Raw genomic sequence first — 12,592 nt, 5'->3', positions numbered from 1 at the left:
CACAAGCCAACATCAGGTCGTTTTATTTAGGTTCTGTACCGAACCATTTTTTGTAGATTTCGTTATAGGTGCCATTCTCACGCAGCGTTTTCAGCGCGCCGTTGACTTTCTCGCGCAGTTCATCGCTGCCTTTCGGGAAGGCAACTCCGTATTGCTGTGCTTCCAGCGATTCGCCTACCGCCTTGAACTGGCCGTTGCCTGCGGTTTTGATAAAGTACAGGATGTTCGGCGTATCGTGCAGAACGGCGTCTGCGCGGTTGGTGCCTAATTCCATGTACGCGTTATCAATGTTCGGGAACTGACGCAGGTCTTTGGTTTTGATATTCGCTTTCGCGTAATCCACCGACCCGGTTCCGCTCTTCACGGCAACGACTTTGCCATCGAGGTCTTTAACGCTTTTAATATCGTTATTGTTGGCTTTCACCATCACGAGCAGACCGCTTTTGTAATAGCCATCGGAAAAGTCGATCGCTTTTTTACGCTCGTCCGTAATCGTAATACCCGCCAGCGCCAGATCGATATTTTTGGTTTGTAATGCCGGAATAATGCCGCTGAAATCCATCGGTTTCAGGGTGTAGTCCAGCTTCAGTTCTTTCGCGATAGCGTCCCACAGATCAACATCAAAACCGACGTATTTGTCGCCCTGTTTAAATTCAAACGGAACGAACGCCGTATCGGTTGCCACAACGAGTTTCTTATCCGCGGCGTGCGAAGACACCGCAAAAGCCAGGGTAAGTGCAGCCAGTGAAACTTTTAATAGAGACTTCATAGCATTTCCTTTTCTATCCACGGGGCGATCCCCTGCGAGAACATGTAGCGTAATGAAAAAATCATGCCAATTATGTAACTCATTGTTTTAACAGAAGCGTCAATCATTCCTGTGCACAATAAGTCGGGCAAAACCAGTATGCCGCACCGTTTTGGGGCACTGATTTAGTGCATGAATAACAAAGTAGAGATACAGGGTCTATTTAGCGTAAAAATTGTTGTTAAAACAATCTTTAATTAACGACTGTGTGATGTAATTATTACAAATAATTCACTTTTATCGGAGGGGAGTACAAGACGTGTGCACTATTTAAGTGCAAAACCCCTGTGCCAGGCAGGGGTATAGGGATGACTTATATACCTGTGTACATCAAGTTGCAGGTGCGTTCGCTTCAGTGACCGACGGAAGTCAGGCTTCTGCGGATTCGCTGCGTTTGTACCTTCCTGCAACTCGAAGTATTCAGGGTAGAGATAGATTTATTCGATGTTGGATTCGATAAACCACAGGAATTTATCGAGGTCGCGTGATGCGGCGGTAAAGATATCGGCAGTGTCTTCATCTTTGGCTTCACCGATAGCTTTGCGAACATCATTAGCGACAACAGCGTAGCGATCGGCCAGTTCTTTTAAGTGATCCTGCACGTTATGGATGTCGAGCGGATAGCTTTTCAGTGGAGTTTTGCTGTTGATAACTTGCGTGGTGCCTAACGCCACACCGCCAAGCTGTACGGCGCGCTCGGCCATAGTATCCAGATGATCGGTCAGTGCGGTACGGAAGCCATCCAGCATCTCATGAACGGCAATAAAGTTAGCACCGCGCATGTTCCAGTGGGCCTGTTTCGTGATCAGCGACAGGTCAATGAACTGGATCACCTGACGATTAAGCAACTCAACCGTCGCTTTTTTATCGCTCTCTGATACATCGTTACGGGTATAAAGCAGATTAGACGCTTTTGTTTTTACCAGTTTAGCGGTACTCATAATCTCATATCCTCTTGATGTTTGTGTCCCAGGTAATTAACGAAAATAAGTATAGCACCGGTTTTTAACTTTGCTTTTTTGAATTTACCTATCACTTTAATAGTACAGACAAGATTTAATATTTATTTTGATTAAAAATCAATTGGTTAGACGAGTTTGCTGTTTGGTGGGTAATAATTCTCATTTTAATGTAAAAAATGAGAAAAAATATGACAAAAAATGACGAAGTAATAGCACAATAATAAAAGGTGAATAACGAGGTGATATTCTGCATGATTATGCACATCATGCAGAATAAGAAACTATTTTACGTCAACTTGTTTAATTTGCGGTTCGCGTCGAATCGTTAGGGTAGAACCCATTGAGGCGGCAATGATGGCGCACAGGGCCATGATTTGTATGCCCGTAAGCGTTTCGCCCAGAAAAATCATCCCGGAAACGGCGGCCAGCGCGGGTTCCATGCTCATCAGCGTACCGAAGGTGCGGGTTGGCAGGCGCGTCAGCGCAATCATTTCCAGTGAATAAGGCAGCGCCGTAGAAAGCACAGCGACCGCTAACCCTAAGGGAAGAATCGACCAGTGCCATAGCGCGTCGCCAGCCTGAACTGCGCCAATCGGCACGAAAATGATGGCGGCAATCAGCGAGCCTACCGCCACCGTGGCCGGACCATGTTCCGCGCCTGCTCGCTGGCCGGTAAGAATATAGACAGCCCAACAGGCGCCAGCGCCGAGCGCTAACGCGGCCCCGGTAAGATCGACGTGAGACATATCTTGCCCTAATGGCAGCAGGAACCAGAGCCCAAGCACAGCCAGTACGACCCAAATAAAATCTACCGGCCGCCGGGATGAAAACAGCGCGACCGCCAGAGGACCGGTAAATTCCAGCGCGACCGCAATACCCAACGGCACCGTCTGAATCGACAGATAGAATAGATAGTTCATCCCGCCCAGCGACAGACCATAAAACAGTAAAGGCAGCCGCTGCTCTTTGGCAAAACGCAAACGCCAGGGTTTGAAAAAGGCGATAAGGATAAGCGTTCCCAACGCCAGACGAAGCGCCGTTACGCCCGGCGCGCCGACAAGAGGAAATAACGATTTCGCCAGTGAAGCGCCACTCTGAATAGAGGACATGGCAATGAGCAAAACCAAAATGGGCAACCAGACTGGTAGTTTACGTGTTGACCCCGGCATCCTTTCTCCTGTCAAAAAATGTCAGTACGAGTAAAGGTGGCAGTGTAATGGAAATTCCCCGCGGCGGTTGAGGATTCGTTGAAAAAAAATTTCCAGGATTCCATAAAATGAACTTAAATTGATGGATAAATAGACTGTTAGTTTAGGAATAATCTGGATGAATGTATCGCGCCACACGCGCATTATTGGTGCAATCAGTCGGAAAAGTGATGTTAATTGAATAAGATAGCGCGATATGGAAACGTTCTGTTACATGAAAGGCGCCCTTAGACACCGTGAATCGCAAAGAGTTTCCCATTAATTTTTGATATATTTAAAACTTAGGACTTACTTGAAGCACATTTGAGGTGGTTATGAAAAAAATTGCATGTCTTTCAGCACTGGCCGCTGTTCTGGCTTTTTCCGCAGGTACTGCAGTAGCTGCTACTTCTACCGTTACCGGTGGTTACGCTCAGAGCGACGCGCAGGGCGTAGCGAATAAAATGAGCGGTTTCAACCTGAAGTATCGTTACGAGCAGGACGACAACCCGCTGGGCGTAATCGGTTCCTTCACCTACACCGAAAAAGATCGTACTAACGGTGCGGGCGATTACAACAAAGGTCAGTACTACGGCATCACTGCCGGCCCGGCTTACCGTCTGAACGATTGGGCGAGCATCTACGGTGTAGTCGGTGTGGGTTACGGTAAATTCCAGACGACCGATTACCCAACCTACAAACATGACACCAGCGATTATGGCTTCTCCTATGGCGCTGGTCTGCAATTCAACCCGATGGAAAATGTTGCTCTGGACTTCTCTTACGAGCAGAGCCGTATTCGTAGCGTTGACGTTGGCACCTGGATTGCTGGCGTGGGTTACCGCTTCTAATCACGTCGGTGAAAATGAAAAATCCGCCTTTCGGGGCGGATTTTTTTTGCCTGAAACGTGCATTATTTTAGTGAAAAAATATCGCTGCCCAGATGGTTATAGTCCACTTTCTGTAATTTGAAATTGGTGATATAAACGGGCCCGGCTTTCTGTTCCGAAATAAATCGATAGCGATTTTTGATCTCTTTAGCGCTAATTCCTGTCCATTGCGAGAAAAAACTCAGGAAATCGTTCGCGGAACGGCGAGCTTTAATGATCCGATGCGCTTTACTGTCGCTGGATAGCACCATAAACGGCACCTGGAAGTTTTGCTGGAATTTGTCGTCATGCGCCAGGTACTGTACCGCTTTGCCGCGTTCTTTAAACGCCAGCCCGTGATCGGAGAAATAGACGAGCGAAAAACTGTCGCCGCTATGACGAAGCTGAGTATAGAGCTGACGGAGCAAATTGTCGGTTTGCGTCATGGTGTATAAATAACAAGACGTCTCTTTCGACTGGACAAACGTCGCGTATTTTCCCTGAGTACGGTCGCAGGCCTGGGGATGCGATCCCATTAAATGCAACACAATCAACTGCGGTTGCGTGCGTCCTGTCGCCAATACCTGCGCCGTCATGGTTAACAGCGCGTCGTCGCGAGTATTTTTATCCGCTTCAAAATCGCCGTTTTTCAGGAAATGCGCTTCATCGGCGCGTTTGGCGATACTGGCGATGGCCGTGTCGTATTCGCCGATTTGCCCCTGATTGGAAAACCACCATGTCTGAAAACCGGCGCGGTTAGCCAGCGTGACGAAATTATCCTGATACTGTGGTTTGTTATCCACCACGCGATTGAGCGTTAAACCGAGCGATTTTTGCGTTGAGCCGCTGGCGGCGATGTAATCCATAAAGAAGTCGCCATTCACATGGCTGGCGAAGGGGGTATTATCCCAGTGGCCGCCGAAAGCGCCCATGGCATCCCGTCGCGCGCTTTCACCAATCACCACGACATAGATGTGATATCTGGGTTTCACCGCAGTAACCGTCCAGCTATCTTTTATGCCGGATAGCTGCGCCATACGGTGCTGCTCTTCAATGACTTCGTTGTTATTGACGATAACGTCTTTGGCGAAGCGAAAAACCGGATAGCCGGTATCAATAACCTTAAAAACGCCGCCCCAGGCCAGATTTTGTATCGGCGCGACGAAAAATGCCGCGACGCTGATCAGCAGGCACAGGCTGTCGAGGCTATTCCAGCGCGGCCTGACCTCTTCTTTTCGGCGGCGAAGCGCAATAATACCCAGCGCAAAAATAAAAAGTCCGGTCAGGTAGCTATACCACGGGAAGATGGTCAGGATTTCGCTCGACTCTTCCATATTGGTGGAGTGCAGTGCCAGCAGCGTATTAAAGTTCGGGGCGCCGTAAGCCTGGCCAAAGGGAAAATAGCAAGCAGCTACCAGCGAACAGATGCCGAGCAGCGCTTTTTGTCCGCGGGGCAGGTAGCGCCAGAGCAACAGCAACAGGCAGGTAAACGCCGCGGTATAAAGCAGGCTAAAGGGATAGCCGAGCGCGAGGTTAATCAGCAGCGACTGTAAAAAGTAGAGGCCCGCCCACGGGCTTACAGCCCGACGACGGGCGAGAAGTGAATCGATAAGGGTTGAATTCATATGCCACTATTGCAAAAACGCCATGTGCTAACCCTGGCGCGAAGGGTCATTACCTGCCTGATTATGCGTAAAAAAGGTATTGGGTTCGCAACGGCGAGTCGCAAAATATTCAGGGCTGCCAGAAGATAGAGCGTGCGGGTAAGAAGGTCAACCGCCGGAAAGAAAATGTTTTGCGAAGAGAATAGCAAAACCACAAAAAAACAGGGGAAATGGGCGCCATTTCCGTTGAGGATGCAAAATAAAGCGGCGTACCGCACCGCCGCGTTATTTCGTGGAAGGGTTATCCTGCTCCGGTTTGCCGTTGATCATATCGCACAACATAGAGAGCAGCATTAACCGGACTTTAAAGGGAGAGTGACTGAACACGCGTATACACCTCTTAAATTCGTTCATATAAACCTCCTGATGTTTCTATCCCATCGATCCGTGAGGGATGTCTGCATTACATACAGATATAGCACAGGCTATGTTTTATAGCTATTGCTAAAACGTTAATTTTTTGTGCCCGGACAACTCTGGTTTACAATGAGCGCTCTGTCAGCTGACGCGTTAACGCGTCACAGAAACGAGGAAGCAAAATGGGTCGTCGCGCAGGTACGCCAACAACAAAAAAAGTGACGCAATTGGTGAACGTAGAAGAACACGTTGAAGGATTTCGTCAGGTCAGAGAGGCGCATCGCCGTGAGTTGATAGACGATTACGTTGAGCTGATTTCCGATTTAATTATTGAGGTAGGGGAAGCGCGTCAGGTGGATATGGCGGCTCGGCTCGGCGTCTCCCAGCCAACTGTGGCCAAAATGCTTAAGCGCCTGGCATCGTTAGGATTTATTCAAATGATCCCCTGGCGCGGCGTTTTTCTGACGCCGGAAGGGGAGAAGCTGGCGCAGGAAAGCCGCGAGCGGCACCAAATTGTCGAAAATTTTTTACTGGTATTAGGCGTAAGTCCGGAAATCGCGCGTCGTGATGCGGAAGGGATGGAACACCATGTCAGCCAGGAGACATTGGATGCCTTTTTGGCCTTCACGCAACAGCATGGAACATCTGCAGAATGAGTCTGGCCTTTTTACGGGCGCTGCGGCGTGACCGTTTTTTTCAGTTGTTGATCATTGTGGGGATGGCGTTAAGCCTGTTTGTTCCTTTTGCGCCCCGCGCCTGGCCTGGCGCGATTGACTGGCACACCATTATTACCCTCAGTGGGTTAATGTTGCTCACTAAAGGCGTTGAGCTGAGCGGCTATTTTGATGTGCTGGGACGCAAGATGACGCGCCGATTTCATACCGAGCGGCAACTGGCGATGTTCCTGGTGCTGGCTGCGGCGGTGCTGTCGACCTTTCTGACAAACGATGTCGCGCTGTTTATCGTTGTGCCGCTGACGATAACGTTGAAAAAACTGTGCGCGATTCCGGTCAACCGATTGATTATTTTTGAAGCGTTGGCGGTGAACGCCGGTTCGCTGCTGACGCCTGTCGGTAATCCGCAAAATATTCTGTTGTGGGGACGCTCCGGCTTAACCTTTGCTGAATTTAGCGGGCAAATGGCGCCGCTTGCCGTCATGATGATGCTGACGTTACTGCTCCTGTGCTGGTTTTGTTTTCCGGGTAGGGCGTTACAGTATCATACCGGTACGCGTTCGCCGCAGTGGCAGCCCCGTCTGGTGTGGAGTTGCCTGGCATTATATGTCGTTTTTCTTACCGCGCTGGAGCTCAGGCAAGAGTTATGGGGACTGGTGTTGGTGGCGGCTGGGTTTATTGTGCTGGCGCGCAGGGTGATAGTCAGCGTGGACTGGACGCTGCTGCTGGTATTTATGGCGATGTTTATTGATGTCCATCTGCTAACGCAATTGCCGGCGTTGCAGGGCGTTTTCAACCAGGTTGGCGCACTGTCTCACCTGGGGCTTTGGCTAACCGCTATCGGCCTGTCGCAGGTTATCAGTAATGTGCCCAGTACCATTCTCCTGCTGAACTATGTACCGGCCTCGACGCTGCTGGCGTGGGCGGTGAATATCGGCGGGTTTGGTCTGCTGCCGGGGTCGCTGGCAAATCTTATTGCTTTACGGATGGCGAACGATCGCCGAATCTGGTGGCGATTTCATTTCTATTCGCTGCCGATGCTGGCATGGGCGGCGCTGGTGGGATATGGATTATTGCAACTGATGCCGTAAGAGAAGCCCGATAGTGTCTATCGGGCTTCGCAGGCAGAGTCTGTCAGTTCATACGAACCGGCATCCCGGAACGATCCTGAACTGCCTGTTGTACGACGGTCTGATCAACGTCAGGCTCGTTGGTGACGGCCAGGATACTCTTATTAAGCGTGATCGGCACCGCTTCCTTACCTTCAAACTGCGCTTCCGTCGTTGACAGCGGGTTATGCACCTCAATGTAACGGCTACCGTCCGGCTCGGTGGTGGCTTTTACCGGTTCATCGATAAACTGCACGCGGGTACCGACCGGCACATTTTCAAACAGGAATTTGATATCGTCGTTGCGCAGACGTACGCAGCCGTGGCTCACGCGAAGCCCGATGCCGAAGTTGGCGTTGGTGCCGTGAATAGCATACAGGCGACCGATGTACAGCGCGTACAGGCCCATCGGGTTATCCGGGCCCGCAGGCACGACCGCAGGCAACGGCTCGCCGGCGGCGCGATATTCAGCGTGCATTTTTGCCGTAGGCGTCCAGGTCGGACCGGCTTTTTTACGTTCAACTTTGGTCGTCCAGTTGATAGGCGTGTCTTTACCTAACTGACCGATCCCAATCGGCAGGACGATAACGGTGTTTGTGCCTTTCGGGTAGTAATAGAGGCGCATTTCCGCGCTATTGATGATAATGCCTTCGTGTACGGTATCCGGCAGGATCAGCTGCTGCGGAATATTCAGCACGGTACCGCCCTTCGGCAGGAAGGTATCCACGCCCGGGTTGGCTTCCAGCATGTTGGACAGCCCCATCTGATACTCCGCGGCAAAATACTCCAGCGGCTGGGTATTGCCCTCAGGAACGGTGATGACCTGATTTTGCCCAATTAAACGGCTACCATCGGTAGGCAGCGGGTAAGTGACTGCTGAGGCTGTTTTACAAAAACCAACTACAGCGAAAGCCGCCGCGAAAAGCGTTGTTAATTTCATATTCATGTTATGCGAGATTCTGTGCCAAGCAGGCTAGTAGGTTGAGAATTCTGTCATGTTGGGAGCGCATTATAGGTGCATTCCAGTAAACAGGGAATTCAGATGTGTACGAAATCACGTTTTTTTCCCTTACGGTTCAGTGTAGCCCTTTGTACAGGGCGCGATCTTATTTCAGACTTGTGGCATAATAAGCGGTTTGTCACATCTTTTTTCAGGATAAGCCTGTGTTAGTTTCCAGCAACGTTACCATGCAGTTCGGCAGTAAGCCGCTGTTCGAAAACATTTCCGTCAAATTTGGCGGCGGCAACCGTTACGGCCTGATCGGCGCCAACGGTAGCGGAAAGTCCACTTTTATGAAAATCCTCGGCGGCGACCTGGAGCCGACGCTGGGCAATGTTTCCCTCGATCCGAATGAGCGCATCGGTAAGCTGCGTCAGGACCAGTTCGCTTTTGAAACATTCACCGTACTTGATACTGTCATTATGGGGCATGGCGAACTGTGGGAAGTCAAGCAGGAGCGCGACCGTATCTACGCTTTGCCGGAAATGAGCGAAGAAGACGGCTATAAAGTCGCCGATCTGGAAGTAAAATACGGCGAGATGGACGGTTATTCCGCTGAGGCGCGCGCGGGCGAACTGCTGTTGGGGGTGGGCATCCCGCTGGAGCAGCATTACGGTCTGATGAGTGAAGTCGCGCCAGGCTGGAAATTGCGTGTGCTGCTGGCGCAGGCGTTATTCTCTAACCCGGACATCCTGTTGCTCGACGAACCGACCAACAACCTGGATATTGATACTATCCGTTGGCTGGAGCAGGTGCTGAACGAGCGCGATAGCACGATGATCATCATTTCGCACGACCGTCACTTCCTGAACATGGTTTGTACGCATATGGCGGATCTGGATTACGGCGACTTGCGCGTCTATCCGGGTAACTATGATGAGTATATGACGGCGGCGACCCAGGCGCGTGAACGTCTGTTGGCCGATAATGCGAAGAAAAAAGCGCAAATTGCCGAGCTGCAATCTTTTGTTAGCCGTTTTAGCGCCAATGCCTCTAAATCGCGTCAGGCAACGTCGCGCGCGCGGCAGATTGATAAAATCAAGCTGGAAGAGGTGAAAGCCTCCAGCCGTCAGAACCCGTTCATCCGTTTTGAGCAGGATAAAAAACTGTTCCGTAACGCTCTGGAAGTGGAAGCGTTGACGAAAGGTTTTGATAACGGTCCGCTGTTTAAAAATGTCAATTTGCTGCTCGAAGTCGGCGAGAAGCTGGCGGTACTCGGCACCAATGGCGTGGGTAAATCTACGCTGCTGAAGACGCTGGTTGGCGATCTGGACGCCGATCACGGCACCGTTAAATGGTCGGAAAACGCGCGTATTGGTTACTACGCGCAGGACCACGAATATGAATTCGAAAATGACCTGACGGTGTTTGAATGGATGAGTCAGTGGAAGCAGGAAGGAGACGACGAGCAGGCAGTGCGCAGTATTCTGGGCCGCCTGCTATTTAGCCAGGATGATATCAAAAAGCCTGCGAAAGTCCTCTCCGGTGGCGAGAAGGGCCGTATGCTGTTCGGCAAACTGATGATGCAAAAGCCGAATATCCTGATCATGGACGAACCGACTAACCACCTGGATATGGAGTCGATCGAATCGCTGAATATGGCGCTGGAACTGTATCAGGGCACGCTGATCTTTGTTTCGCACGACCGTGAGTTCGTCAGCTCGCTGGCAACCCGCGTCATTGAAATTACGCCGGAGCGCGTGGTGGACTTCAGCGGCAACTACGACGATTATTTGCGTAGTAAAGGGATCGAGTAAGTTATTGTCTGTAACCCCGATAGCGTCGGGGTTACAGAATGTTAACAAGGTAATTTTTATTTTTTCCGAATGCAATGTGAAAATTATATATACTCTTAGAGCCTATCCCATTAGGGCTATTTTACTTGCCATTTTGGACCTGGGCAGTGCTCGCCAAAACGCGTTAGCGTTTTGAACGCCGCTAGCGGCGGCCCGAAGGGCGAGCGTAGCGAGTCAAACCTCACGTACTACGTGTACGCTCCGGTTTTTGCGCGCTGTCCGTGTCCAAACTGGCTGCGCCAATAACGCCTGGTGGGATAGGCTCTTAATATTCTATTTTAAAATTAAATGAAAGAAGAGGATCTATCATAAAAATTGCGAATATATTTTGTGGTAAACATATTGTAATGTTATTTTCTTTATAAGAATTCAAGTGCTATTTTATATTCCTTTATTGTTCAACAAAAGGAATAAATATGAGCATTTTGGAACGCTTTTTTGGCCGTAAAGAAAAAAACTCATCTAATATACAAGGTGTTTTAGTAGCGAATGCTGAAATTGATAACCCACTAAGTTTAGTTGTTGTATTTGATACTCTCCCGGAAAATAATTCAAAAGAACTCACCCGCTTGTTGCGTAATTATCACTCCAGTATGAAACAGGCAACGTGTGAACTTGTCCCTGAACTGGATTTTTTTGGTTTAGCAGGATGGGGTAAACATGTAATATCGATGGTTGGATTTAAAACGCCTTACCCTCAGGAATCAATCGAACAATGCGTCGCGCCAGCTCATTATCCCCAGGAAGTAAAAGAGCAAGTACGGGCAACCAGTGCAAATATTATTTTATATTATAAGGGGTATGATACTTCACCTTTAGAGCAATATGTTGCGTTGGCTGTGGTTGCAGGTGCATTAAGTAACATGGGGGCTGTCGCTGTATTAAATGAATCGGCTCACACTTCATTACCTGCGGGGGTATTTAAGTCTCAGGAGTTGGGTAAGCATAGTCTGGAAATGTTGCGTGAAGGTTTCCCGCTGACCTCTCTATTTTGTGGATTTGTGAAATATGAAGTTGAGGGTATCGAAGGCGTATGGATGCGTACCTATGGTGCTGATTGCTTTGGACTACCAGATTTCGCAGCACACGCACAAGGTCATCACGAAGGGCAAAAATATTCTGATATTTTCAATAATGTTCTGCGTTACCTGCTTGAAAGTGGAGCAGAAATGGCTGCCGGGCATACCATGCAAGTCGGTAAAACGACATTTATGAAACTGCGCGATCCCCTTGACGATGAATATTACTTACAGGGGCCTGGAACCACATTAGTGGTTGAACTGATTGAAGAAGATGAGTGTAATGCTCATTGAGAAATCGGGGCGATTGCCCCGACTCTCGTTAAAGTGTAAACGGCACTTTATTTTCCAGCATAGCCTGAATCACATTCAGTGCGCCTTCATGCTTATTATTATCGGTAGCGTAACGGGCGATTTGTTTAATGTTTTCTGCGGCATTGTCCATCGCAAAGGAATAATGCGCCATTTTAAGCATCTCTGCGTCATTGCCGCTGTCGCCAATCGCTACCATATTTTGTGGCGACAGATCCCAGCGTTTCAGTAACCGCGAAATACCGTTTGCTTTATTATGCAGGCCGGGAATAATCAGATCGATAAAGCCAAAACCACTTGTGACGGGCTTCATAATGTCATCGAGCGTAACGTGTAGTTTGTCGATCACTAACGGGATTTGTTCATCCGGTAGGTTGAGCGAAAACTTGAACAGTACGTCATCAATCTCCTGATAATCTTTTACGGGTTTCAGGCGATGGTAGTGTTTTGCCATCAGGGTAACGAATGCTTCTGGCGCATTTTCGCTGACATATGCACTTTGCAGACCGCAGGCGACAAAATTAAGTTGCTTATCTTTCAGCAACTCGCCAATAATAATCCGCGATTCATGTCGGGTCAGTTCGCCGTGGAACAGTTGCTTGCCATGTTCGTAAACCAGTGCGCCGTTTTCCGCGACAAAAGAGATCTCATCCTTTAGCTCAGGAAAGAACGAAATAAGCTGGTAATACTGATTACCGCTGGCGACAACGAACTCAATGCCGCGCTTTTTCAGTTCCTGAAATTACGCCGGAGCGCGTGGTGGACTTCAGCGGCAACTACGACGATTACCTGCGTAGTAAAGGGATTGAAAGCTAAACACTGACGCCCGGTGGCG

Annotated in this window: 11 protein-coding genes and 1 pseudogene; 5 read left to right on the top strand and 7 right to left on the bottom strand. The window is 49.4% G+C overall.

All coding sequences use genetic code 11. From position 1 onward, the window contains the following. Positions 1-22 precede the first annotated feature (22 nt). The 3 genes from glnH to rhtA form a co-directional block, all read right to left on the bottom strand. Complete coding sequence (gene glnH, locus J4617_RS07070) at positions 23-769, bottom strand: glutamine ABC transporter substrate-binding protein GlnH (RefSeq protein WP_000838671.1); 747 nt, start codon at positions 767-769, stop codon at positions 23-25. Between the two features lie 476 nt (positions 770-1,245). After that, complete coding sequence (gene dps, locus J4617_RS07065) at positions 1,246-1,749, bottom strand: DNA starvation/stationary phase protection protein Dps (protein WP_000100805.1); 504 nt, start codon at positions 1,747-1,749, stop codon at positions 1,246-1,248. A 302-nt stretch (positions 1,750-2,051) separates the two neighbouring features. Then, positions 2,052-2,939 (bottom strand): threonine/homoserine exporter RhtA, encoded by an 888-nt coding sequence (rhtA, locus tag J4617_RS07060; protein WP_001119555.1) that lies wholly within the window; start codon positions 2,937-2,939, stop codon positions 2,052-2,054. 353 nt (positions 2,940-3,292) lie between these two features. Between rhtA and ompX the strand changes: the two genes are divergently transcribed. Beyond that, the gene (ompX, locus tag J4617_RS07055; RefSeq protein ID WP_000716763.1) at positions 3,293-3,808 is read left to right on the top strand and encodes an outer membrane protein OmpX; all 516 of its coding nucleotides are present in this window, start codon (positions 3,293-3,295) and stop codon (positions 3,806-3,808) included. Positions 3,809-3,870: 62 nt separating this feature from the next. On the opposite strand, the gene J4617_RS07050 is transcribed toward ompX, so the two are convergent. Both J4617_RS07050 and mntS read right to left on the bottom strand, forming a co-directional pair. Beyond that, the gene (locus J4617_RS07050) at positions 3,871-5,451 is read right to left on the bottom strand and encodes a phosphoethanolamine transferase (RefSeq protein WP_017465725.1); all 1,581 of its coding nucleotides are present in this window, start codon (positions 5,449-5,451) and stop codon (positions 3,871-3,873) included. Between the two features lie 264 nt (positions 5,452-5,715). Beyond that, on the bottom strand, positions 5,716-5,844 hold the full coding sequence (gene mntS, locus J4617_RS07045) for a manganase accumulation protein MntS (RefSeq protein WP_001001755.1): 129 nt from the start codon (positions 5,842-5,844) through the stop codon (positions 5,716-5,718). A gap of 185 nt (positions 5,845-6,029) precedes the next feature. On the opposite strand from mntS, the gene mntR reads away from it, so the two are divergent. Then, the gene (gene mntR / locus J4617_RS07040) at positions 6,030-6,503 is read left to right on the top strand and encodes a manganese-binding transcriptional regulator MntR (RefSeq protein WP_000533542.1); all 474 of its coding nucleotides are present in this window, start codon (positions 6,030-6,032) and stop codon (positions 6,501-6,503) included. Beyond that, positions 6,500-7,612 (top strand): anion transporter, encoded by a 1,113-nt coding sequence (locus J4617_RS07035; RefSeq protein WP_017465724.1) that lies wholly within the window; start codon positions 6,500-6,502, stop codon positions 7,610-7,612. The genes mntR and J4617_RS07035 overlap by 4 nt, the downstream gene beginning before the upstream one ends. A gap of 43 nt (positions 7,613-7,655) precedes the next feature. Here the strand turns inward: J4617_RS07035 and ldtB are convergent, their stop codons facing one another. After that, complete coding sequence (gene ldtB, locus J4617_RS07030; protein ID WP_017465723.1) at positions 7,656-8,576, bottom strand: L,D-transpeptidase; 921 nt, start codon at positions 8,574-8,576, stop codon at positions 7,656-7,658. A gap of 218 nt (positions 8,577-8,794) precedes the next feature. On the opposite strand from ldtB, the gene J4617_RS07025 reads away from it, so the two are divergent. Both J4617_RS07025 and J4617_RS07020 read left to right on the top strand, forming a co-directional pair. Next, entirely contained in the window at positions 8,795-10,387 is a 1,593-nt protein-coding gene (locus J4617_RS07025) for an ABC-F family ATPase (RefSeq protein ID WP_000961479.1), read from the top strand. Positions 10,388-10,995: 608 nt separating this feature from the next. Beyond that, positions 10,996-11,739: a DUF4261 domain-containing protein gene (locus J4617_RS07020; protein ID WP_077907193.1), complete on the top strand. Its 744-nt coding sequence runs from the start codon at positions 10,996-10,998 to the stop codon at positions 11,737-11,739. 28 nt (positions 11,740-11,767) lie between these two features. Here J4617_RS07020 and J4617_RS07015 read toward each other — a convergent pair. After that, positions 11,768-12,499: pseudogene (locus J4617_RS07015) on the bottom strand (Cof-type HAD-IIB family hydrolase); the annotation flags it as partial. Positions 12,500-12,592 lie beyond the last annotated feature (93 nt).

This window comes from Salmonella sp. 32010601201800023SM (assembly GCF_017572235.1).
Lineage (GTDB): Bacteria > Pseudomonadota > Gammaproteobacteria > Enterobacterales > Enterobacteriaceae > Salmonella > Salmonella enterica.
Note: the sequence above shows the minus strand (reverse complement) of the source record. Positions and strands in the feature narration are given on the sequence as shown.

Coding starts and splice junctions, on each gene's coding strand:
- rhtA (WP_001119555.1), bottom strand. CDS start 2,939: ATGCCGGGGTCAACACGTAAACTACCAGTCTGGTTGCCCATTTTGGTT.
- J4617_RS07050 (WP_017465725.1), bottom strand. CDS start 5,451: ATGAATTCAACCCTTATCGATTCACTTCTCGCCCGTCGTCGGGCTGTA.
- glnH (WP_000838671.1), bottom strand. CDS start 769: ATGAAGTCTCTATTAAAAGTTTCACTGGCTGCACTTACCCTGGCTTTT.
- ompX (WP_000716763.1), top strand. CDS start 3,293: ATGAAAAAAATTGCATGTCTTTCAGCACTGGCCGCTGTTCTGGCTTTT.
- mntR (WP_000533542.1), top strand. CDS start 6,030: ATGGGTCGTCGCGCAGGTACGCCAACAACAAAAAAAGTGACGCAATTG.
- ldtB (WP_017465723.1), bottom strand. CDS start 8,576: ATGAATATGAAATTAACAACGCTTTTCGCGGCGGCTTTCGCTGTAGTT.
- J4617_RS07035 (WP_017465724.1), top strand. CDS start 6,500: ATGAGTCTGGCCTTTTTACGGGCGCTGCGGCGTGACCGTTTTTTTCAG.
- mntS (WP_001001755.1), bottom strand. CDS start 5,844: ATGAACGAATTTAAGAGGTGTATACGCGTGTTCAGTCACTCTCCCTTT.
- dps (WP_000100805.1), bottom strand. CDS start 1,749: ATGAGTACCGCTAAACTGGTAAAAACAAAAGCGTCTAATCTGCTTTAT.